Annotated in this window: 25 protein-coding genes; 13 read left to right on the top strand and 12 right to left on the bottom strand. The window is 47.4% G+C overall.

Features of this window, described 5'->3' with window-relative positions; genetic code table 11:
* The first annotated feature begins 98 nt into the window (after window positions 1-98).
* Window positions 99-869, top strand: a complete 771-nt coding sequence (gene murI, locus WHS43_09370) for a glutamate racemase (protein ID MEJ5339847.1) — start codon at window positions 99-101, stop codon at window positions 867-869.
* On the opposite strand, the gene WHS43_09365 is transcribed toward murI, so the two are convergent.
* Genes WHS43_09365 through rbfA form a run of 3 tightly spaced genes read right to left on the bottom strand, consistent with a single transcriptional unit; the run spans window position 762 to window position 3921 of the window.
* A complete protein-coding gene (locus tag WHS43_09365) occupies window positions 762-1364 on the bottom strand; it encodes a DUF4416 family protein (protein ID MEJ5339846.1) in 603 nt (200 codons plus the stop codon). The genes murI and WHS43_09365 overlap by 108 nt on opposite strands.
* Entirely contained in the window at window positions 1361-3616 is a 2256-nt protein-coding gene (locus tag WHS43_09360) for a DEAD/DEAH box helicase (GenBank protein ID MEJ5339845.1), read from the bottom strand. Before WHS43_09360 ends, WHS43_09365 begins: the two co-directional genes overlap by 4 nt.
* On the bottom strand, window positions 3601-3921 hold the full coding sequence (rbfA, locus tag WHS43_09355; protein MEJ5339844.1) for a 30S ribosome-binding factor RbfA: 321 nt from the start codon (window positions 3919-3921) through the stop codon (window positions 3601-3603). The genes WHS43_09360 and rbfA overlap by 16 nt, the downstream gene beginning before the upstream one ends.
* Before the next feature lie 70 nt (window positions 3922-3991).
* Here rbfA and rpsF point away from each other — a divergent pair, with 70 nt between their 5' ends.
* From rpsF to ccsB, 5 genes are read left to right on the top strand one after another with little or no spacing between them, the layout of a single operon-like run.
* Entirely contained in the window at window positions 3992-4330 is a 339-nt protein-coding gene (rpsF, locus tag WHS43_09350; GenBank protein ID MEJ5339843.1) for a 30S ribosomal protein S6, read from the top strand.
* Complete coding sequence (gene ssb / locus WHS43_09345; protein ID MEJ5339842.1) at window positions 4320-4745, top strand: single-stranded DNA-binding protein; 426 nt, start codon at window positions 4320-4322, stop codon at window positions 4743-4745. Before rpsF ends, ssb begins: the two co-directional genes overlap by 11 nt.
* A 12-nt stretch (window positions 4746-4757) precedes the next feature.
* On the top strand, window positions 4758-4979 hold the full coding sequence (gene rpsR / locus WHS43_09340) for a 30S ribosomal protein S18 (protein MEJ5339841.1): 222 nt from the start codon (window positions 4758-4760) through the stop codon (window positions 4977-4979).
* Between the two features lie 11 nt (window positions 4980-4990).
* The gene (rplI, locus tag WHS43_09335) at window positions 4991-5437 is read left to right on the top strand and encodes a 50S ribosomal protein L9 (protein MEJ5339840.1); all 447 of its coding nucleotides are present in this window, start codon (window positions 4991-4993) and stop codon (window positions 5435-5437) included.
* A gap of 18 nt (window positions 5438-5455) precedes the next feature.
* The gene (ccsB, locus tag WHS43_09330) at window positions 5456-6373 is read left to right on the top strand and encodes a c-type cytochrome biogenesis protein CcsB (protein MEJ5339839.1); all 918 of its coding nucleotides are present in this window, start codon (window positions 5456-5458) and stop codon (window positions 6371-6373) included.
* Here the strand turns inward: ccsB and WHS43_09325 are convergent.
* The 4 genes from WHS43_09325 to WHS43_09310 are packed head-to-tail and all read right to left on the bottom strand — an operon-like array spanning window position 6370 to window position 9924.
* Entirely contained in the window at window positions 6370-7584 is a 1215-nt protein-coding gene (locus WHS43_09325; protein MEJ5339838.1) for an HDOD domain-containing protein, read from the bottom strand. The genes ccsB and WHS43_09325 overlap by 4 nt on opposite strands.
* Window positions 7581-8204: a riboflavin synthase gene (locus WHS43_09320; protein MEJ5339837.1), complete on the bottom strand. Its 624-nt coding sequence runs from the start codon at window positions 8202-8204 to the stop codon at window positions 7581-7583. The genes WHS43_09325 and WHS43_09320 overlap by 4 nt, the downstream gene beginning before the upstream one ends.
* Complete coding sequence (locus WHS43_09315) at window positions 8204-8950, bottom strand: dihydroorotate dehydrogenase electron transfer subunit (GenBank protein MEJ5339836.1); 747 nt, start codon at window positions 8948-8950, stop codon at window positions 8204-8206. Before WHS43_09315 ends, WHS43_09320 begins: the two co-directional genes overlap by 1 nt.
* Window positions 8947-9924 (bottom strand): ABC transporter permease, encoded by a 978-nt coding sequence (locus WHS43_09310; GenBank protein MEJ5339835.1) that lies wholly within the window; start codon window positions 9922-9924, stop codon window positions 8947-8949. The genes WHS43_09315 and WHS43_09310 overlap by 4 nt, the downstream gene beginning before the upstream one ends.
* A gap of 28 nt (window positions 9925-9952) precedes the next feature.
* Between WHS43_09310 and WHS43_09305 the strand changes: the two genes are divergently transcribed.
* The 6 genes from WHS43_09305 (at window position 9953) to WHS43_09280 (ending at window position 15293) form a co-directional block, all read left to right on the top strand.
* Window positions 9953-10273, top strand: coding sequence for an MTH1187 family thiamine-binding protein (locus WHS43_09305; protein ID MEJ5339834.1), 321 nt, complete (start codon window positions 9953-9955; stop codon window positions 10271-10273).
* Between the two features lies 1 nt (window position 10274).
* Window positions 10275-12614 carry an AAA family ATPase gene (locus WHS43_09300; GenBank protein ID MEJ5339833.1) on the top strand — a complete coding sequence of 780 codons (2340 nt, stop codon included), beginning with the start codon at window positions 10275-10277 and terminating at the stop codon, window positions 12612-12614.
* Between the two features lie 7 nt (window positions 12615-12621).
* Window positions 12622-12858, top strand: a complete 237-nt coding sequence (locus WHS43_09295) for a hypothetical protein (protein ID MEJ5339832.1) — start codon at window positions 12622-12624, stop codon at window positions 12856-12858.
* A 12-nt stretch (window positions 12859-12870) separates the two neighbouring features.
* On the top strand, window positions 12871-13800 hold the full coding sequence (gene fabD, locus WHS43_09290; protein MEJ5339831.1) for an ACP S-malonyltransferase: 930 nt from the start codon (window positions 12871-12873) through the stop codon (window positions 13798-13800).
* Window positions 13801-13805: 5 nt separating this feature from the next.
* Entirely contained in the window at window positions 13806-14699 is an 894-nt protein-coding gene (gene argB / locus WHS43_09285) for an acetylglutamate kinase (protein ID MEJ5339830.1), read from the top strand.
* Window positions 14700-14807: 108 nt separating this feature from the next.
* A complete protein-coding gene (locus WHS43_09280; protein ID MEJ5339829.1) occupies window positions 14808-15293 on the top strand; it encodes an SCP2 sterol-binding domain-containing protein in 486 nt (161 codons plus the stop codon).
* Here the strand turns inward: WHS43_09280 and truA are convergent.
* From truA to WHS43_09265, 3 genes are all read right to left on the bottom strand, one after another.
* Window positions 15290-16015 (bottom strand): tRNA pseudouridine(38-40) synthase TruA, encoded by a 726-nt coding sequence (gene truA / locus WHS43_09275; protein MEJ5339828.1) that lies wholly within the window; start codon window positions 16013-16015, stop codon window positions 15290-15292. The two genes, WHS43_09280 and truA, sit on opposite strands and share 4 nt — an antisense overlap.
* A 607-nt stretch (window positions 16016-16622) precedes the next feature.
* Window positions 16623-16991 (bottom strand): rRNA maturation RNase YbeY, encoded by a 369-nt coding sequence (gene ybeY / locus WHS43_09270; GenBank protein ID MEJ5339827.1) that lies wholly within the window; start codon window positions 16989-16991, stop codon window positions 16623-16625.
* A 10-nt stretch (window positions 16992-17001) separates the two neighbouring features.
* On the bottom strand, window positions 17002-18006 hold the full coding sequence (locus WHS43_09265; protein ID MEJ5339826.1) for a PhoH family protein: 1005 nt from the start codon (window positions 18004-18006) through the stop codon (window positions 17002-17004).
* A gap of 225 nt (window positions 18007-18231) precedes the next feature.
* Between WHS43_09265 and htpX the strand changes: the two genes are divergently transcribed.
* Window positions 18232-19101 carry a zinc metalloprotease HtpX gene (gene htpX, locus WHS43_09260; protein ID MEJ5339825.1) on the top strand — a complete coding sequence of 290 codons (870 nt, stop codon included), beginning with the start codon at window positions 18232-18234 and terminating at the stop codon, window positions 19099-19101.
* Here htpX and WHS43_09255 read toward each other — a convergent pair.
* Window positions 19095-19481 carry a PaaI family thioesterase gene (locus tag WHS43_09255; GenBank protein ID MEJ5339824.1) on the bottom strand — a complete coding sequence of 129 codons (387 nt, stop codon included), beginning with the start codon at window positions 19479-19481 and terminating at the stop codon, window positions 19095-19097. The two genes, htpX and WHS43_09255, sit on opposite strands and share 7 nt — an antisense overlap.
* Entirely contained in the window at window positions 19453-20070 is a 618-nt protein-coding gene (locus tag WHS43_09250) for a phosphoribosylanthranilate isomerase (GenBank protein MEJ5339823.1), read from the bottom strand. The genes WHS43_09255 and WHS43_09250 overlap by 29 nt, the downstream gene beginning before the upstream one ends.
* Between the last annotated feature and the right edge of the window lie 86 nt (window positions 20071-20156).

Raw genomic sequence — 20156 nt, 5'->3', positions numbered from 1 at the left:
TAATCCTCCCTATGGGTTTTCCATGGGGAGCTTTTTTTTACCATAATTTCTTATAACTTGCAACTCGGGTTATAATACACCAGGAGAATGAAAGAAGGATGAAAATTGGCGTCTTTGATTCGGGAGTTGGCGGGCTTACAGTCCTGAAAGCTCTGAGAGATATATACCCCGAGGTGGATTTTGTGTATCTCGGAGACACAGCAAGAGTGCCCTATGGCAACAAATCCTCTCAGACTGTGATAAGATACAGCCTTGAGGGTGCTGAGTTTCTCCTTTCTGAGGGTATAGACCTGCTTGTGGTTGCCTGCAACACTGCAAGCTCCTATGCCCTTGATGTTTTGAGAGAAACTCTTCCAATTCCTGTGTTTGGGGTTATAGAGCCAGGGGTAAGGAGAGCCCTCAGCTCCACGAGAAACAGAAGGGTAGGGGTAATAGGGACAAGGGCAACCGTATCCAGTGGTGCATACAGAAGGCTTCTGGAGGCTGGTGGTGTGGAAGTATTTCAGAAGGCGTGCCCTCTCTTTGTTCCTCTCGTGGAGGAAGGTGTGCTTGAGGGCGAGATAGCAAAAAGGGTGGTAGCCCACTATCTGGAGGAACTCAGAGACAAGGGGGTTGATACGCTCATACTTGGTTGCACCCATTATCCACTACTCAAACCGCTTATAGAGGAATTTATGGGTGGGTCTGTGAGGGTTGTGGACTCTGCTGAGAGCACCGCCCTTGAGGTTATGCCTTATGTAAACAGGACCGGTTCCTCAAATCTAAGTCTCTACTTCACCGACCATTCTCCAAGCCTTGACTTCCTTGTAGAGCTCATCCTGGGCGAACCTGTAAACTACCAGCTCCTTACCCTCCCTTGCAAGGTTTAACTGCCTGAGAAAGTCTTCCCGCACGCCTTCAAAAAATTCTCTCACCCCCTTATCCCTATAATCTCCGTATGTCCAGTAAAGTGGTCTGAAGTTCCCGTAAAGGTAAAGGTATTCTATCTCTGCATACACACTGCCTCCAAGATAAAGTCTGCCTCCCCTCCTCTTTGAGGATGCAAGCACAAGGTGGCTCTCATCCACATAGCCCGGGTCTATGTTCAGACCTCTCCTTCCATGGCAGGAATACTCCTCTTCCCTTCTCATAGCCCATAGCTTAAAATCCCTCAGCTCCTCCTTCTTCATTAGCCCAGAAAGGCTGAAAAACCTTTTCAAAAGCCCATCACCCATCTCCCTGCCATAATACCTCTGCAGACCCTCAAAGTAAAAGTCCTGAGATACTCTCTCCACATCAAGTCCTGAGAGAAAATCCTCCATCAGGCTCCTTTCTCTGTAAAGGACTGCAAGGATGGGTTTTGCAAGCTCTACTGCCCCTTTCATGAGGACCTTACTCTGCGGAGCTCATTTACTACCAGTTCAACTAAATCTCTTTTCGTCCTTTTCAGGGCAGAGGTCCCTTCAGTAAAGAGTCCGTAGGCAAGCAGTATCCTGTCATCCACCATATAACCACTGCGGTTGTTCCTGAATATTCTCCTTATTCTTTCCAGCTCTTCCTTTGCCCTTTCCATATTCATTCTTCTGTATTGCATCAGCTTTTCAAGAAGGGGCTCCCAGAGCTTTTCAGATTCCATGGTTTCAAGAAGGCTTTCCACAGGGCTGCAGATTTCTGGGGGTGCTATTCTCAAATCTTTAAGGACTTCCTTTATGAGGTTTGCCCTTATATGACCTATCCCCTTTATGCCTGCAAGGCCTGAATACTCTGTGCTTATACCATACTTCAGCGAATGGGTTATCTGCAGTAGCTCAGGGGTTGAAAACCTGTAAAAGCCCTGCCTGTTTATCTCAAGGAGCGCTCTCAGAAGATGAAGGGCGTCGGTGCCAAGATATGAAAACTCCCCGGGAGGATTTTTGATGTTTGGATACTTTGCGGTTAGCCCCTCTGTATAGAAAAGGAGCTGGTCTGTGTTGTCTTTTAAACATTCCTCACCGCAGGGAATCAGCATTGCCCTCACTATCTGAAAATCCTCTCTAAAGCCTTCCATACCCTTCAGGAAGTTCAGCAGCCCGTCAAACTTTTTCATGTGCAGGAGTGGTCTTATGGTGCTTACAGGGTCAAGGTTCAGGCCTTTCCTTCTGAGAAATTCTTCAAAGCTCAGGGGTGGTATACCAGTCCTTATGCAAAAGAGCCCCTTCTGGCTGGGGCTGTAGCCCTCAAGATAGCCGTGAGACCTCAGAAACCTCTCAATCCTGCTGAGCCTTTCCCTACCAACCCTTTTGAAGGAATAGGTGTTCTTGAGGTAGTTTTCAAATTCCTCACCCTCATACATGTGGGCGAGCAAGAGAAAAAAACTCAGGGCTTCATCCCCGGAGCCTTCCATGGTTGCGGTGGTCAGTGGTCTTTCAAGGGCTCTATCCAGTTCCTTTTCAAGCTCTTTTCCCTTAGCCCCATAGACCAGGAGGTTTGAGTATCCTTCTTTCTTTATGCCCAGCCTTCCGGCCCTTCCTTCCATCTGAAGTATGTCAAGGCTGTCTGGTATGCTTCTGAGCCTTCCTTCCTTTCTGAAAAACCTTGTAAGAATAATCACCCTGTCAGCGGGAAGGTTTACACCATAGGCCATTGTCTGTGTGGCTATTAGGGTCTGGAGCCTTCCTTTCCTGAAGGCCTTTTCTATCTCCTCCCTCTCCTCCTTTGGGACATCCGCATTGTGAAAGGCTATTTCTGGCTCTCTCTCCTCTTCAACTTCAAAGGGCACCGTCTGGTTCAATATGCCTATTTTTTCCTCCTTTGCCAGCTCAAGAAGTTTCCAGCCAAGACTCTTTTTCGGAACAAAGAGTATGACCTGTTCTCCTCCCTGCCTGAGGGAGTAAAGAGCTGATAGGAGCCTTCCCGCAACAAGGGACTCCCCCTCCAGCTCTCTTCTTACTGGTCTGAACTCGGTGAGGCTTCTTATTTCCCTGTAAAGTGGCACTGGTCTCCAGGCACTTTTTATGACAAGCTCTGCTCCCATCCACTGGGCCAGTTCTTCCAGACCGGGCAGCGTGGCCGACAGACAAAGGAGGGGCAGGTCTCTTCTTCTGCAGGCGGTTATTATTTCCTCCAGCATCCACCTCTTGACAATCTGATGCACTTCATCCACCACCACCGCACCCACATCCTCAAGCCATCTTGCGGAGTTTCTCAGGGCATAGGCAAGGTGTTCATAGGTGCTCACCACAACCCTGGCCTTTACCTCCTTAAAGCTCTCAAGCACGCTATCCCCAGTTCTGAGCTCCACACTCCTCCCGTAATAGGCTCTCAGTTCCACTGCCTTTTCCTTTACCAGCGCCTTTGTGGGTGCAGTATACAGGAGCCTCCCCTCAAAGTTTTTCATAAAAAGGTAGGCTATGAGGCTCTTGCCGGAGGATGTGGGAGAAGATATGAGGGCATTCCCGCCTCTGTAAAGTTTATAGAAAAGCGTCTGAAGGGGGTTAAGGAGGGGGTAGGGTATTCTGGGGTCCACCTCAGAAGCGCTCAAAAGCTCTTCTGACTTTACCTGAGGGTCCTTGTCTGTGAAGTAAAGAAGCTTTCCCTCTGGCGGGGAAATTTGATAAAAACTCTCCTTTAGAAGGAAGGCTGTTAGAGCTTCTGCCATATCTTTTCCATTCTTTTTAATTCCCTATCAAAGATAAAGTCAAGCTCTGGAAGCCTTTTTATCTTCAAACCCTTTGCCAGCCGAGCCCTTATAAAGGGGCTGGCGTGCCTGAGGGCATCCTCCGCCTCCCTTTCCCTGCCCTCCTGGAGGGTTGTGAAGTATACCTTTGCCCTTTTCATGTCCTGCGATAGCTCCACATGGGTGATAACCACATGTGCAAGCCTTGGGTCCTTAATTTCTCTGAGTATAAGGCCCGCTATCTCCTCCATGAGAAGTTTTTCTAACCTTGCCCTTTTTACACTCATTATGATATAATAAACCATTACCTCGTTCCTGTCCTTGAGGCAGGGACCATTAAAAGTCCAGGAGGTAAAGATGGCAAAGAGGTATTATCAGACAGTCAGGCATTACGAGAGCGTTGTGGTCTTCAGACCCACTCTCACCGAGGATGAGGTTCAGAAAAAGCTTCAGGAAATGAAGGACTTTATCCAGAAAAAAGGTGGAGAGCTTCTGAGCATCACAGACTGGGGGGCAAAACAGCTCGCCTATCCCATAAAGAACTTCAACCATGGCAGGTACTTCATGCTCACCATAAGGTCACAGCGACCCGAGCTTCCCAACGAGCTTGATTTTTACTGCAAGATAAGTGAGGACATAATACGCTGGCTCAACATACAGGTAAAGGGTCAGGAAGGAGAGAAGGTTGCTCAATAAGGTCATTATCATAGGCAGGCTGGTAAAAGACCCGCTTGAAAGGTATATGCCCTCGGGCACAAGGATGGTTGAGTTTACTATAGCATACAACAGAAGGTATATGGTGGGTGAGGTATGGAAGGAGGAAAGCCACTTTTTTGAAGTCAAGGCCTATGGCAAACTTGCTGAGAGCCTGGTGAATCGCATATCAAAGGGCTACACGGTGGTTATAGAAGGCAGGCTCACTCAGGACAGATGGATGGACAAGGAAGGCAAAGGGCAGAGCAAGATAAGAATTGTTGCTGAAAGCGTGAGAGTTATTAACAAACCCAGGATAGAAGAACCTGTAGAGGAGTTTTCTCTGAGAGAGGAGGAGATGTCAGAGGAGCCAATTGAAACGCCCTTCAGTTCTGAGGATGACGAAATACCTTTTTAAGGAGGTTTTAGGATGGATATGATTAAGAGGTCTGCAAAGAAAAGTTGCCCCTTCTGCGATGCAAAAAAGGACCCCAGCTACAAGAACTATGAAGAGCTAAAAAGGTTTATCACAGAAAGGGGCAAGATAATGGGCAGGAGGCAGACTGGCGTCTGTGCAAAGCATCAGAGGCTTCTTGCAAGAGAGATAAAGAGGGCAAGACAGCTTGCCCTTCTGCCATATCTTGTAGCATAAGGAGGTAAGACATGAAGGTGGTGCTCATAAAGGACCTTGAAGGTTATGGAGTCTTTGGGGATGTGATAAGCGTGAAGGATGGCTTTGCCAGAAACTATCTCATACCCAGAGGAATTGCCCTTCCTGCCACAGAGGGGAATCTGAGTCATGTTCGAAACATCCTCTCTCAGAGGGCAAGAAAGCTACAGAAGGAGAAGGAAAGAGCTCAGGCTCTTTCAAAGAAGCTGGAAGGACTTATGCTGGAAATATTCAGACAGGTGGGTGAGAAGGGAAAGCTCTTTGGTTCTGTGACACCCCAGGACATTGCACAGGCCCTTCAGGAGAAGGGGTTTGAAATAGACAGGAAAAAGGTCATGCTAAAAAACCCCATAAAGGATGTGGGTGTATACACGGTCACACTCAAGCTTCATCCCGAGGTAAGCGTAGATATAAAGGTGGATGTAAAACCGGCTGAATAGGTTATATTTATAGGAGTTATGAGAGAAATAACCTTTGAAAGAGAGAAGACGAGGTCCTACGGTTTTCTGCTCTGGCTTTCCATACTCCTGCTCGGTGGGCTTCTTGGAACCCTCAGGCTTGACAATACCTTCTGGTATAAATCTGCCACGCTGGCATATGCCCTGTCCTCTGTGGTATATTTGAGCACCCTCTTTCTCAGAGACAGGCTGGTGCAGAACATGGCAACTTTAAGCCTTTCTCTTGGCCTTGCCCTGAACCTTGCCGGCATGGTAAGAAGAACCATTCAGACCTATGAGCTTGGCGTTCCCCATCCACCCTGGAGCAACCTCTTTGAAGCCCTCACCTTCTGGAGCTTTGTAGTGGGCTTTATATATCTCCTTCTGGAGAGAAAATACGGTATAAGACTTCTCGGTGCTGTGGTGGTGCCCGTTGTCTTTGGCCTTTCTGCTTTTGCCATCTTCTATGCCTCCAAGGAGATAGTGCCCCTCATGCCAGCACTGAGGAGCTACTGGCTCTATCTGCATGTGGTCACCGCCTTTACGGGTTATGCGGGCTTTACTGTTGGTTTTGGTGGTGCAGTTCTTTACCTTCTCAAGGACAGGTTCCCAAACCTGCCTCTGCCCTCAAGGGAGCTTCTTGATGAGATAACTTACAAGTCCATAGTGGTAGTTTTCCCCATATGGACCGCCTCCATAATACTGGGGGCTGCCTGGGCGAATGAAGCCTGGGGGGGATACTGGAGCTGGGACCCAAAGGAAGTGTGGTCCTTGATAGTCTGGCTTTTCTTTGGAGCCTACCTTCATGCTAGGCAGATGCTTGGCTGGAAAGGGAAAAGAACTGCATGGATGGTGGTGTTTGGTTTTATAACGGTTCTCATATGCTTTTTTGCTGTAAACCTCTTCTTCCCCGGACTACACAGCTATGCCACTGACTAGGCGACGAATTTTTCAGATTCAAGCCTTGCCTCTTCCAGTATGTTCCTTATCCTCTCCGGTGAGGTTTCAAGGACCTTTGCCACCTTTTTTATGGTCTCTTCATCCCCATTGTCCTCCAGCAGGTCAATGAGCGAAAGTATAAACCCAAGAAGACTCAGCCTGTTTTCATAGGCTTCAACTATCTCCCTGTCAAGAAGGAGAGTTCTTGCTATGTCTTCAGGCTTTTGCCCCAGTATTTCCCACGAGAGGGAGAAAAGACCCATAAGGTAGGCTTTATCCTTCATCTCCTTTGCGTTTATCTCTGCGAGCTTTTCACCAAGGCTTGCCCTGAAAAGGGCCTTTCTCCAGAGCTCTTTTTCGCTCTCCTCTGCAAACATATCTGAAAGGGCAAGCACTATGATGAACTTGGCAACGTTTTCAAGTCCAAGGTAGATAACAGCATCTTCCACATTGCTGAACTCTCTTGCCTTCGGAAAATAGGCTGAGTTTACGAATTTAAGGAGTTTGTATGTTACACCTATGTCTTTCTCTATAACCTCAACAACCTTTTTTATATCCCTGGATTTTATTGCGTTGTATACCTGAAGTATAGTTGATTTCAGAAAGGATATGGTCCTAGTATCCTTTACCATGGCAGGCCTTGAAAGATAAATTCCCTGAAAATATTCAAAGCCCAGCTCGTAGGCCCTCTCGTAATCCTGTTTGGTTTCAATGTTTTTAACTATTATGCCTTTTTTTAAGCTTTTCAGTATGCTTATTACTTCTCTTAACTCTTCTTCATTGTATGGGTTGTTTTTTATGTCTATTTTAACAAAATGACATTTATTCAAAGGCGGCAGATAGTCTATCTTTTCAAAACCGAAGTCATCTATACAGAACTTAAATCCGCGTTTTATGAGGTCGTCTATGGCATCAAGCAACGTGTTTGTTAGCCTTTTGTTCTCAACGAGTTCTATACCCACATGCTGTGGCGAGAGGAGGTCAAACATGGAGGCTTCAAGGAATATGGCAGGGACATTTACAAAGACAAGCTTGCCATTACCCACTTTGTGAGGACCAATCTCAGTGAGCACATCTATGGATATGCTTGTGGCCTTCAGTGGGTCAAAACCCTCAGGGTATGCACCAGTGGCCCTGTCCTGAAGGAATACCTCGTAGAAGGCTATCTTTCCCTCTCTATTGTATATTGCCTGTTTACATACCACGTTCATGTGTTTATATTATAAAAAGCTTCTAAGAGGCTCTGCAAACTACCACCTTTGAACCTCTGAAGGTAGTTTATCACATACTTGCCTATTATGTCCACCTCTACATTTACCATCTCCCCTGACTTTCTGAACTTGAGGTTTGTGTTTTCATAGGTATGGGGTATTATGTTCATCTGAATCAGCGGTCCCTCAACCCTGTTTATGGTAAGGCTTATCCCATCTATGCCTACAGAGCCCTTTTCTACAAAGTATGCGCTGTAATCTGGTTTAATCTGGACCATTAACAGCCAGTGCTCGCCCTTCTTCTGTAGCTGAATTATGGGTGCGGTAAAGTCCACATGTCCCTGAAGAAGATGTCCACCTAGCCTGTCAGAGAGCCTGAGTGCTCTTTCTAGGTTCACGTGGTCGCCCCTTTTTAGAAATCTCAGGTTGCTCCTGCTCAGCGTCTCTTCAGACAGGTCAAAATGAAGAAGCTCGCCTTCAGTCTTTACCACCGTGAGACATACGCCATTGACTGCTATACTCTCCCCAAGCACCACATCTTCATAGCCTGCTTCTACCACAAGCCTTCCGCCTCTCAGGCCTTCCACCTTTCCCACTTTTTCCACAAGCCCTGTAAACATCAGAAGAGCACCTCCCCTGCAGGCAATACAGGTCCTTCGTAGCATACCCTCCTGTAGCCTTCTGGGGTTTTCACCACGCATCCCAGGCACACGCCCCACCCGCATGCCATTCTGCTTTCAAGGGAAAAATACATGTTATGTCCAGTGTTCATGTTTTTCAGAGCCCTCAGCATACCCTTTGGTCCGCAGGCATGAACCACCCAGGTGATGTCAAATTCTCTGAGTGCATCCGTTATCAGGCCCTTTCTGCCCCTACTTCCATCCTCCGTGTATAGTATGTAATCAAAACCCTCCTCCTTCAGCCAGTCTTCCATACCAAGATGCTCTTCAGACCTGCCAGCGTAGACAAAGACTACCCTCTTACCTTTTGCTCTCAATTCTTTACCGAGAAGGCTAAGCCCTGCAAGCCCCACACCTCCACCCAGAAGAAGATGTTTATCCCCCTCCTGTGGAAAAAGCCCTTTACCGAGGGGTCCAAATGTGGGAAGCCCTTCTCCCTCCTTCACCGCAGAGAGCAGTCCTGTCCCTTTCCCCACAAGGTCGTAAAATATTAGAAGCCTTTCATCCCTTACATCTGCCACCGCAAAGGCCCTTCTTCCCAGAGGGTCAAGGGTGGGAGAAACTCCCAGCATCACAAACTGTCCCGCCTTTACTTCCTTAGCAATCTCGGGTGCGTGGAGCTCAAGCAGGAACAGCCTTCCTCTGATATGTCTGTTTTTGACAACTCTACAGAAAAGGTCCTTCATCTTCTGCCACCCTTTAGAAGATTATCACCGAGAAGGTTGAAGGCTATTACAAGAAGAAAGAGGGCAACGCCCGGAGATAGTATCCATGGATGGGCAAGCACAAGGTTTACATTCCTTGCGTCAGAGAGCATGTTTCCCCAGCTGGGAAAGGGCTCCTGAATGCCAAGACCAAGAAAGCTAAGGGATGCCTCAGCCAGAATGTAGCCAGGGAATGAGAGAGTTGCAGAGACTATCAGATAGTAGTAGGTGTTTGGCAGAATGTGAACTCTCAGAATTCTCAAGGTTCCTGCACCATAGCTTCTGGCAGACTGGACGAACTCCTTCTCCCTTATGGAAAGCACCATACCCCTCACGACCCTTGCAAGCCCTGCCCACCCAAGAAAGGACAGGATAAATATAACCATGAGAAAGACCTGAAAGCTCTCCATGGTCAGCGGGAAAACAGACCTCAGGGAAAGCATGAGATAGAAGGTGGGTATAGCTAAAAGCACCTCCACAAGCCTCATTATTGCTGTGTCTATCCTCCCCCCGAAGTATCCAGAAATGCCGCCTATAAGGCTGCCCAGAAGGAAGGTTATGCTAACCCCCACAAGACCTATGGTCAGAGAAACCCTTGAGCCGTATATGAGCCTGCTTAGAATATCTCTCCCCAGCTTGTCCGTTCCAAGCAGATATAGATGGCATGGCTCTTCAACAGAAAGAAGCCTGTATCCATGCTCTGTTTTGCTGAAAAGCCTTAGCCTGCAGGCAACATTTCTGTCCTCTTCGTAAACCTTGAAGAGTGGGTCCCTCATCCTGTAGGGATGAACATACGGAAAAGTAAGCCCTCCATCCTTGAAGATGTGTATCCTTGTGGGTGGGTGAAAGGGCGCCTTTCTGTTCTGGAGGGAATAAGGATAGGGAGCAAGAATGTCCGCAAATAAGGCAAGGAAGAGGAAAAAGCCTATTATGGTGAGGGGAAAGGTGAGCCTCACAGTGTGAATAGTATAAAATATTTATGCCATGAGCGTGCTTGTGTTCGTGAGTATGACGCCTCTGGGGAAGGGTGAGAGCGTCAGTGAGTATGTGGCAAGGGTTGTGGACATAGTGGACAGGTCTGGACTTCCCTATGTGCTCACTCCCATGGGAACCATAATAGAGGGAGAAACATGGGAAGAGGTCATGTCTGTGCTAAAAGAAGGCTTTGAGGCTCTCAGGAAGGACTGCCCTCGCATATCCATAACCATGAAGATAGACTACAGAGAAGGCAAATCCGGAAGGCTTTTCAGCAAGGTAAAATCTGTGGAAGATAAGCTGGGAAGAGAGATAAGGAAGGCAACCTAAGGTGGCTATAAAAAGGCTATCAAGGGATGAACTCAGTTACGGATACACCTTTACATTTTCCACAAAGGATGTAGAAGCTGCGGAGCTTTTCCCCGGACAGGAAAGGGTCAGGTTTGCCTTTGACCTTGCACTGAAGACGGAGCTTGAGGGTTATAACCTCTACGTCTCAGGACCAGAAAGCATAGGAAGGACCATATACACACTCAAAAGGCTCAGGGAGTCCGCAAAGGAAAAGAAAAAACCCGAGGACATATGTTATGTCAACAACTTTGACAATCCTCTGAGGCCAAAGTATCTCCTGCTGCCTGCAGGCATGGGTAAAGCACTGTCTCAGGACATAGACTGGGCAATAGATGCCCTGAAGGAGGAAATTCCCAAAGCCTTTGAGAGCAAGGAATATGAGGAGGAGTTGGCAAGAATAAGGAAAAGCGTAGAAAGTAAGAAGGAAGAGGTTGCTCAGAGACTGGTTGAGGAAGCCCAGTTTCATGGCCTTGGCGTTGTGTTTACACCGGCAGGTATAAAGCTTCTTCCCCTCATAGGCAGAAGGATAGTTCCAGAAGAGGAGGTCTATGCCAATCCAAGGCTTCAGGAAAGCTACGAAAAAAGCATTTCAGAGTTTGAAGAAAGGTTCAGGGATCTTATAAGAGAACTAAGGGAGCTTGACCACAGCCTCTCAGAGCAGGTGCTGGACCTGAGGAACAGGGTTGCGGGCTATGTGGTGGACAAGGTTTTTTCAAGGTTTGAAGGCAAATACATGGAATATGAGGGTATATCCGAATACATAAGCAGGCTGAAGACTGAGCTTGCAAGAAATTCAGACCTTTTCCTTTCCTGGCATACTTCAAAGGGTAATCTTGCCTTCCAGAAAATGCTGGAGAAGTCTTTCAACACTTTCAGGGTAAATGTCCTCGTGGACAACTCAACCCTTGAAGGTGCTCCCGTTGTCTTTGATGAGGTGCCAACCTTTCAGAGCCTTTTTGGAAGGGTTTTCTATACTGCGGAGATGGGCGTTCTGTATGCAGACCATATGAGCATTTCTGCGGGAAGTTTTCACCGGGCGAGGGGTGGCTATCTCGTGCTGAGGGTGCTTGACCTGCTGAAAAACCCCTTTCTCTGGGATGCCTTCAAGAAGGTGCTAATGCACAAAAAGATACACATGCCCCTGCATCCACTGGAAGATACAATAATGCCCCTGGTGGGTATAAGCCCTGAGCCCCTGCCAGCGGACTTCAAGGTAGTTCTCATAGGAGACCCCTACCTTTACTATTTACTCTACAACTACGACCCAGAGTTTGGAAGGCTCTTTAAGGTAAAGGCAGACTTTGACCCGGTCATAGATATTGGAGAAGAGCTTACCGATGCCTTTCCAAAGATATTCAGAAAGATAGTGGAAGAAGAGGGGCTAAAGCATCTTTCTGCGGATGCCCTTTCAGAGCTTTTCAAACATGGTGTAGAGCTATCTGGCAGCAGAAAGAAGTTTAACATGGTCATGGGGCGTCTCGTGGATGTGGTGAGGGAGGCGCAGTCCTTTGCAGAAGGAAAGGCCATGATAGAAGGCAGCCATATAAAAAGGGCAATAGGGGAAAAGCTCTTCAGGTCAAACCTGCTTGAAGAGAAGATAAGGAAAGCAATTGGGGAGGGTAAGTTTATCCTGCGTATTGAAGGGGAGGAAATGGGGCAGGTTAACGGGCTCAGCGTCCTTGACCTTGGAGATTACAGTTTTGGAAAACCGAGCAGAATAACTGCCTCTGTATACATGGGTGAGAAGGGTATAGTAAACATAGAGAGGGAGGTGGAGCTCAGCGGACCCATACATTCAAAGGGTGTGTTGATACTAAGTGGATACATGGGCAGAAAGTATGGAAGGAACATGCCGCTCTATCTTTCCTGCACCCTTACTTTTGAACAGAGCTATGATGAAGTGGAGGGCGATAGTGCATCCATGGCAGAGCTTCTTGCCATACTCTCCGCTCTCGCTGAGGTTCCCCTTAAGCAGTATGTTGCCATAACGGGCTCCGTTGACCAGCTTGGAAATGCCCAGCCCGTTGGTGGCATAAAGGAGAAGGTGGAGGGCTTCTACAGGGTATGCAAGATATTCGGATTGAGAGGCATTGAAGGGGTAATAGTTCCATGGAGGAATTACGATAATCTTCTTCTTGATGATGAGGTTCTGGAGGCTGTTGAAAAGGGTGAGTTCCACATATACACTGTGGATACAGTGGATGATGCTGTGGAGATACTCACGGGCATGAAGGCTGAGAAGTTCCACGAACTGGTCAGAAGAAAGCTGAGGGAATTTTTCAAGAGGGCAACTCAGATGGGAAAGAAAAGAGGTATATAATTAGAGCATGCAGGGAAGACCACTCTTGCCCAACGAGCTTGAGCTTTTCAAAAAGGCACTGGGTATAGGACCACACAACTTCTGGAGGTGGTCCTCAAGAACGAGAAACTTCAAACTGCTCACCGACGGAAAGGTCATTTGGGTTGAAGGAACGGAGGAAAACATAGGAAAATCCATGCCCGTTCACGAAGCTACATGGTGGAGCTGGGACTTTGTAAGGGAAAAGCTCAGAGAGATGGGTTAAAATAGAAGACTTATGGGAAAGCTGGCTTATGTGTTCCCCGGACAGGGCTCTCAGTATGTGGGAATGGGTTATGACTTTTACAGAGAGTTTCCCGAAGCTGCGGATGTTTTTCACAGCGCAGAGACAGCTCTCAGGTATAACCTCACCGATATAATATTCAGAGGTCCGGAGGAAGAGCTGAACAGGACGATTAACACACAACCTGCAATCCTGACCACAAGCCTTGCCATCTATGCGGTTCTTAAGGCAAAGGGGTTTCCACAGCCAGACTTTGTGGCAGGGCATTCCCTGGGAGAGTATACGGCCCTTGCAGTGGCAGGAGGCGTGGAGCTCTTTGAGGCGGTCCGGCTTGCAAACCTCAGGGGTAAATACATGCAGGAAGCAGTCCCAGAAGGTGCAGGGGCTATGGCTGCGGTGCTGAAGATTCCACCGGAAAAAGTGGAGGAGGCCTGCAGGCTTGCTCAGGACTCTGGAGTGGTTGAGCCAGCAAACTACAACTCTCCTGAACAGACAGTCATATCTGGAGAAAGACAGGCGGTAGAGAAGGCGAGCGAAATAGTAAAGCAGATGGGAGGTAAGGTTATACCCCTAAAAGTTTCTGTCCCATCGCACTGCTCTCTTATGAAGCCTGCTGCCGATGCCTTCAGGCTCAAACTGGCCCAGACACCCATAAAAAACATAAACACCCCGGTGGTCCAGAACTACACTGCAATTGCCCATACAATGGCACCAGATATAAGAGAAAACCTCTACAGGCAGATATTCTCTCCAGTAAGATGGTTTCAGAGCGTGCTCTATATGGTGGAGCATGGGGTAGACACCTTCGTGGAGATAGGACCCAAGAACGTCCTTTCTAAGTTAATACAGCAGACAGTGCCTTATGTAAGGGTCTTTAACGTGGAAAAGGTGGAGGATGTGGAGAGGGTTTTAAAGGCCATATGATAATGATAGAAAAGCTTGTGGAAAAGGCTAAAATTCTTCAGTCGGCACTTCCTTACATAAGGGAGTTTTACGGAAAAACCTTTGTCATAAAATACGGGGGCTCTGCCATGACAGAGGAGGGCCTGAGAGAAAGCTTTGCCAGAGATGTGGTGCTTCTGAGATATGTGGGTATAAGGGTTGTGGTGGTCCACGGCGGTGGTCCTCAGATAAGCCATACCCTTGAAAAGTTTGGTGTAAAGCCACACTTTGTAGGTGGTATGAGGAGAACAGATGAGGAAACCATGCATGTGGTTGAGATGGTTCTCTCGGGAGACATAAACAAGGATATAGTGGCACTCATAAACACCCACAGTGGTCAGAACATATACGCAGTGGGTCTTTCTGGTAGGGATGGACAGCTCATAAGGGCAAAGAAACTGGATAAAGAAAGATACTTCAGAGAGCTGGGACTTGATGTTCCGGAAGAGGACATAGGCTTTGTGGGTGAGGTGGTGGGCGTAAATACAGACCTGCTTCAGGTTCTTATGGAAAAGGGCTACATACCCATAATAGCTCCCGTGGGTGTTGGTGAGAGGGGGGAGGCCTACAACATTAACGCCGATGTGGTGGCTTCAGAGGTTGCCGGGTCTCTCATGGCGGAAAAACTCATCTTTCTGACAGATACGGAGGGCGTGAAGGACGCCCAGGGCAGGCTTATACCAACCCTCAGCAGGGATAGAGTGCATGAGCTTATTCAGCAGGGGGTTATAAAGGGAGGGATGCTCCCAAAGATAAGGAGTGCCATAAGGGCATTACAGTCTGGAGTTAAAAAAGTCCACATAATTGATGGAAGGACCCCTCACTCCATACTTCTGGAAGTCTTCACTCAGGAAGGCATAGGCACAGAAATAGTTGAATAAACATATAAACACATTCATATGTTTTATTGAAGAATAATAAACTCTAATGGAAAATCTGAAAAACCAGTGGTATGCTTTAAAAAATAAACCCAGTCGGGAGGTTATAGAATGAGAAAGCTTTATCTGTTGCTGTTGAGTGTTGGCGGAATGGCTATGTCAATGCCCGTTTTTATGGATGGAGAGTATGCAAAAGCCCTCTGTGAAGCATGGAATAAAACTCCACAGCTATCAGAGCAGCTTGGAAAGAGTGAAAGCTGGGTTGCGGTTCCCGAAAGGAAGCTCTTCCTCTACAGGGAGGACTGTGGAGATACCAAACAGATACAGCTCACTATAAAGAACGAAGGAGGAAAGGCCATTTGCGTTTATGGGGGTCCTGCAAAGGATAAAAGGGGTAAAGACGACTTTCTCATGTATGCGGAGACCAGAAGATGGTTAGAGATGGGTAAGAAAGAATACGGACCTATGAAGGCAATGATGTTGGGAAGGCTTAAGTTTGAGGGACCGAAGGGGGTTGCCATGAAAAACATGGGACCCTTTGAAGCCTTCCTTGATATGGTGGACAACCCACCCCATGATGCCGGTAAGTGTCCTTAAAGTATAACCCTTTCAAGAGTAAGACCCTTTGCCTTTGCTGTGTAGGGGCATCTGCCCCTGCCATCAAGGTAATTTTTTATATCCTCATGTGATAGCTTCCCGAGCCCCATATACACAAGGCTTCCCACCATTCGCCTTACCATGTATCTCAAAAAGCTCTTCGCCCTAACTCTGAACTCAATTAACTCATCCACCTTTCGCAGGCTCAGCTCCTCTATCTCAATAAGGGTGTTCTTTTCTTCCTCATCCAGTTTCGCAAAGCTAGAAAAATCGTGCCTGCCTATAAAAAGCTCAACCGCAGAGAGCATTCTGTCATAGTCAAGCCTGTGGGGAATCCTCCAGCAAAAGGGCTCTAAAAAGGGGTCTCTTGCATGCGTGTTCAGTATCCTGTAGAGGTAAATCTTACCCTTCACGCCGTAGCGGGCATTGAACCCCTCCTGTATCCAGACCTTCCTTAAACCCATATCCTCAGGCAGAAGAGAATTCAGGGCTTTTAGAAGAGTTTCGGGCTCTATGAAACGCTCTGCCTGAAAGTTTGCCACATACTCAAGGGCATGCACACCGGCGTCAGTCCTGCAGCAGCCAGTTACTTTGACAGTTTGTTGAAAAATCCTCTCAACGCCTTCTTTGAGAACTCCCTGCACTGTTCTCAGATCCGGTTGAACCTGCCAGCCATGAAAACGAGTGCCAACAAAGGACAGAAGCAAAACATAGTTGGGCATGTGGAGATTATATAACTCCCCGAGGGTCAGATAAAAGTGCAACAGAGGACTTGGAAGTTCTTCTAAATTGCCACTCGTTGGGTTGCAACTCCCCGAGGGTCAGATAAAAATGCAACATACTCTGGTGGGAGGTGGACGAATTTGCCTTTTTCCTGTTGCAACTCCCCGAGGGTCAGATAAAAATGCAACCCTTCTCCGCAGGTTCCTGAAAATCAAGGATTAGAATAGGCTCATTTTTGACTTTTGACATGATATAAATCATAAATAGCCCTCCGGAGCCTGAGTATCAATCAAAAGATAGCAAACACGCATGAATACTTGTTTCTACGCACGCAACAGAGAAGTAAATCTCAAGTTTTTTATAAGCCTTGCCAAACAACGGCTACGAAAAAAGGGGTAAAATCTCAAAAACTCCGCCCTTTGCAAAAATTGTTGACACGAGTATCATTTGCAAGTGATAACAACTAAAACAAGCCCTCGGGCTTTCCTAAAAGCTCAACGCCCTATTCAGTTGCCAAGATGTCAAGAGCCACCGGCTCTGAATACTCCTTAAGATATTTTAACACCTTCTGGAAAATCTGCAAGCTCAGTTCAGTATAGTAGGGCATCAGAGCAGGGCTCTGAGTTTTTCTTCCATTTCTGTGAACTTCCTCTCTTCCTCCTCCCCCAGCTCGTGGTCATAGCCCAGAAGGTGCACGAAGCCATGAACAAGAAGCCTCTTTATTTCCTCCTCAAGGCTGTGTCCAAGCTCCTCTGCCTGTTTCTGTGCTGTATCCAGAGATATGACAATCTCGCCCAGAAGCCTGTATCTTCCCACAGGCTCATCGTAAATGAAAGAGAGCACATCCGTTGGCTTGTCTCTGCCCCTGAAGTCTCTGTTTAAAAGCCTTATGGTCTGGTCACCGGTCAGGTATACGCTTATCTCTGTGTTTTTTAAGCCATGTGCTTGCAGGAGCCTGCTGAGGATTTCCCTCACCCATTGGGTTTTAACCTTTCCCTTCTCCTTCCTTACCAGAACTCTGTTCTTCCTTTGCCCTTTCAAATTCTTCATAGGCCTTTATTATCCTTGCCACTATGGGATGTCTTACCACATCCTCATCCTTAAACCATACAAACCCGATGCCTTCAATTCCCTGCAGGACCCTTACTGCTTCCACAAGACCCGATTGTTCTCTCCTTGGCAGGTCTATCTGTGTTATATCGCCCGTTATTACCACCTTTGAGCCAAAACCTATGCGTGTGAGGAACATCTTCATCTGCTCTTTGGTAGAGTTCTGAGCCTCGTCAAGTATTATAAAGGCGTCGTTTAGAGTTCTTCCCCTCATAAAGGCAAGGGGTGCTATCTCTATTATGTTCCTTTCAAGCATGTAGCTTGCTTTATCATAGTCCACCATATCGTAAAGGGCATCATAAAGCGGTCTGAGGTATGGGTCCACCTTCTCCGCAATTCCACCGGGCAGAAAGCCCAGTTTTTCGCCTGCCTCCACTGCAGGTCTGGTTAGTATTATCTTATTTACCCTGTTGGCCTTGAGGTGCGCAAGTGCCATAGCCATGGCAAGATAGGTTTTACCTGTTCCAGCAGGACCGATTCCAAAGACTATGTCGTTGTTTTTTATGGCATCTACGTATATGCTCTGTGTATGAGTTTTGGGAAGTATGGCCTTTTTTCTGTGGGTTATGAGTATGACCTCTTCTCTTGGACCATCTTCTCTTTCAACTCTTGACTGAACATAGTTTCTGGCTCTTTCCTTTATCTCCTGAGGGGTCAGGGTAGATGTTCTCAGCTCTTTTATGATATCTTTCAAAAACTCATAGACAGCCCTTACTCTGTCCTCCTCACCTCTTATGAGTATCTCCGTTCCCCTTGCGGATATTTTCACATCAAAGAGCTGTGAAAAATACTTGAGGTTCTCATCCCCCCTGCCAACTATAGCATAGAACTTCTCATCAAAGCTTCCAAGGTCCAGCCTTTCCTCTACTCTTTCTGTCATTGCAATATGCTTTGGTGATAAATATAAGCCCCTCCTCATCAAAATCAACTCTGAGTCATGTCATTGAGAGTTGACACTTTGCCTTGCTTTCTGTATCTTCTTATATAAGCATCCAGGGCGTGGACTAAAACCGCCAGCTGGGGCAGTCCATGCCATAAAAGGCGGAATACAAATACCCCAGCCCAGACTGTCTTCACAGGGATGGTCTGGAAGAGGAATAGGGAAATGGGCTACGCAATAAGGAGCGTGATACTGTTAGGGCTTTTGACAGGTCTTTTCCTCTTTGTGGGCAATCTTATAGGTGGTAAGGCTGGAATGACCATAGCTCTCATATTGGCGGGAATAATGAATTTTCTTGCCTACTGGTTTTCCGACAAGATTGTGCTCAAGATGTATGGAGCAAGGGAAATTCCTTACGAAGAAGCTCCATGGCTTCACAGGATGGTGGAAGAGCTCGCCCAGAGGGCAAACATGCCAAAGCCCAGAATCTACCTTGTTCCCATGGAACAGCCTAATGCCTTTGCCACCGGAAGGGGTCCATCAAACGGTGCAGTTGCAGTAACCTCTGGAATACTGAGACTTCTCAACGAGAGAGAGCTAAGAGGTGTGCTTGCCCACGAGCTGGGACACATAAAGAACAGGGACGTGCTTGTTGCCACCATGGCTGCCACTATAGCTGGAGCCATATCCTACCTGGTGAACATGCTTCAGTGGGCTCTCATATTCGGACACTCAAGGGATGGAGAAAACAACAACCCCCTCTCTATCATAGCCAGCATTGCCATGATAATCATAACGCCCATAATCGCCACCATAATACAGATGGCCATATCCCGCTCAAGAGAATACATGGCAGATGAGACAGGTGCAAGAATATCAGGAGACCCTCTTGCTCTGGCAAGTGCCCTTGAAAAGATTCACAACTATGTGCATCAGATACCGGCTGAGGTCAACCAGGGCACTGCACACCTCTTTATTGAAAACCCACTTTCAGGACAGGGCATATGGGAGCTCTTTTCCACACACCCGTCCACAGAAAAGAGAATTGAAAGGCTAAAGGAGCTTGCAAGGGAGATGGGTGTTTTTGCTTACTGAGATAGCACGTGTCTTTCTGGCACCACGCAGAGGAATTCCCCCTCTGCCACCCTCTCTTCTCCTCTTTTAACTTCTACATGAACCCATCTCTTTCTACCCTCTGAGCTGGCAAGCCTGCCCTCTGCCATAAGCTCATCCCCCACTTTTACAGGCTTTATAAACTTTATGCTCGCCTGTGCCAGCACCACGGTGGGCTCGTTTACCGTTGCCATGGCACAGAAGTCTGCAAGAGAGAAGATAAAACCACCATGGACAAGCCCTGTCTCATCTGCAGTCATCCTGCTGTCAGTCCTCAGCCTGACCCTTGCGTAGCCTTCAGAAAGCTCAACCACCTCACCACTGAGAGAGGTATCAATCTTCTGATGCGTTCTTAACTGCATGGACAAACTCCTCCATCTTTCTGTGGTCTTTTATGCCAGGGCTTACCTCTATGCCGGAAGACACATCAACGGCGTAGGGCCTTACCACTCTGATAGCCTGTTTCACACTTTCAGGAGTCAGCCCACCCGCCAGAAAAACTCTGAAGCCTCTACCCATGAGCTCCTTTGCCACTTTCCAGTCTGACTTTAGACCTGTTCCACCATACGCTTCTCCTGAGCATGCGTCAATTAGCACCGCATGTGCTTTTTTCCAATCCTCATGAACTTCAAGCCCAGGACAGCTTCCAAAAGCCTTTATCACCCTTTCCATGCCAAGCCTTCTTGCAAAGTCCAGACTCTCCTCCCCGTGGAGTTGCACAAGGTCAAAGCCAACCTGAAGGACGTTTTCTACTTCCTCAGGCGAGGGGTTTACCATAACTGCCACCTTTTTAACCCCGTCTCCAGCTCTTAAGAGTTGCTCAAATCTTTCAGGTTTTACATATCTCGGGCTTTTCGGATAGAGTATTATGCCCACATAGTCAACACCAAGGCTTACTGCCTTTTCTATGTCCTCTTCTCTCGTGAAACCGCACAACTTGATTTTGACCATTCAGGGAAAAATATTATAACGCAAGTTGCAAGTTATAGCATCCCTGCACTCCAGAGCCTATGGAGATTGTAAGAAATTACCGCCAT

It is taken from the genome of Aquificaceae bacterium (genome assembly GCA_037481935.1).
Classification (GTDB): Bacteria; Aquificota; Aquificia; order Aquificales; family Aquificaceae; genus Pampinifervens.
The sequence above is the reverse complement of the archived record's forward strand: the minus strand, read 5'-3'. Positions and strand labels throughout refer to the sequence as shown.

Excerpts from the sequence above, each read along its gene's own strand:
- murI (MEJ5339847.1), top strand. The coding sequence starts at position 99 with ATGAAAATTGGCGTCTTTGATTCGGGAGTTGGCGGGCTTACAGTCCTG.
- WHS43_09365 (MEJ5339846.1), bottom strand. The coding sequence starts at position 1,364 with ATGAAAGGGGCAGTAGAGCTTGCAAAACCCATCCTTGCAGTCCTTTAC.
- WHS43_09360 (MEJ5339845.1), bottom strand. The coding sequence starts at position 3,616 with ATGGCAGAAGCTCTAACAGCCTTCCTTCTAAAGGAGAGTTTTTATCAA.
- rbfA (MEJ5339844.1), bottom strand. The coding sequence starts at position 3,921 with ATGAGTGTAAAAAGGGCAAGGTTAGAAAAACTTCTCATGGAGGAGATA.
- rpsF (MEJ5339843.1), top strand. The coding sequence starts at position 3,992 with ATGGCAAAGAGGTATTATCAGACAGTCAGGCATTACGAGAGCGTTGTG.
- rpsR (MEJ5339841.1), top strand. The coding sequence starts at position 4,758 with ATGGATATGATTAAGAGGTCTGCAAAGAAAAGTTGCCCCTTCTGCGAT.
- rplI (MEJ5339840.1), top strand. The coding sequence starts at position 4,991 with ATGAAGGTGGTGCTCATAAAGGACCTTGAAGGTTATGGAGTCTTTGGG.
- ccsB (MEJ5339839.1), top strand. The coding sequence starts at position 5,456 with ATGAGAGAAATAACCTTTGAAAGAGAGAAGACGAGGTCCTACGGTTTT.
- WHS43_09325 (MEJ5339838.1), bottom strand. The coding sequence starts at position 7,584 with ATGAACGTGGTATGTAAACAGGCAATATACAATAGAGAGGGAAAGATA.
- WHS43_09320 (MEJ5339837.1), bottom strand. The coding sequence starts at position 8,204 with ATGTTTACAGGGCTTGTGGAAAAAGTGGGAAAGGTGGAAGGCCTGAGA.
- WHS43_09315 (MEJ5339836.1), bottom strand. The coding sequence starts at position 8,950 with ATGAAGGACCTTTTCTGTAGAGTTGTCAAAAACAGACATATCAGAGGA.
- WHS43_09305 (MEJ5339834.1), top strand. The coding sequence starts at position 9,953 with ATGAGCGTGCTTGTGTTCGTGAGTATGACGCCTCTGGGGAAGGGTGAG.
- WHS43_09295 (MEJ5339832.1), top strand. The coding sequence starts at position 12,622 with ATGCAGGGAAGACCACTCTTGCCCAACGAGCTTGAGCTTTTCAAAAAG.
- fabD (MEJ5339831.1), top strand. The coding sequence starts at position 12,871 with ATGGGAAAGCTGGCTTATGTGTTCCCCGGACAGGGCTCTCAGTATGTG.
- WHS43_09280 (MEJ5339829.1), top strand. The coding sequence starts at position 14,808 with ATGAGAAAGCTTTATCTGTTGCTGTTGAGTGTTGGCGGAATGGCTATG.
- truA (MEJ5339828.1), bottom strand. The coding sequence starts at position 16,015 with ATGCCCAACTATGTTTTGCTTCTGTCCTTTGTTGGCACTCGTTTTCAT.
- WHS43_09265 (MEJ5339826.1), bottom strand. The coding sequence starts at position 18,006 with ATGACAGAAAGAGTAGAGGAAAGGCTGGACCTTGGAAGCTTTGATGAG.
- htpX (MEJ5339825.1), top strand. The coding sequence starts at position 18,232 with ATGGGCTACGCAATAAGGAGCGTGATACTGTTAGGGCTTTTGACAGGT.
- WHS43_09255 (MEJ5339824.1), bottom strand. The coding sequence starts at position 19,481 with ATGCAGTTAAGAACGCATCAGAAGATTGATACCTCTCTCAGTGGTGAG.
- WHS43_09250 (MEJ5339823.1), bottom strand. The coding sequence starts at position 20,070 with ATGGTCAAAATCAAGTTGTGCGGTTTCACGAGAGAAGAGGACATAGAA.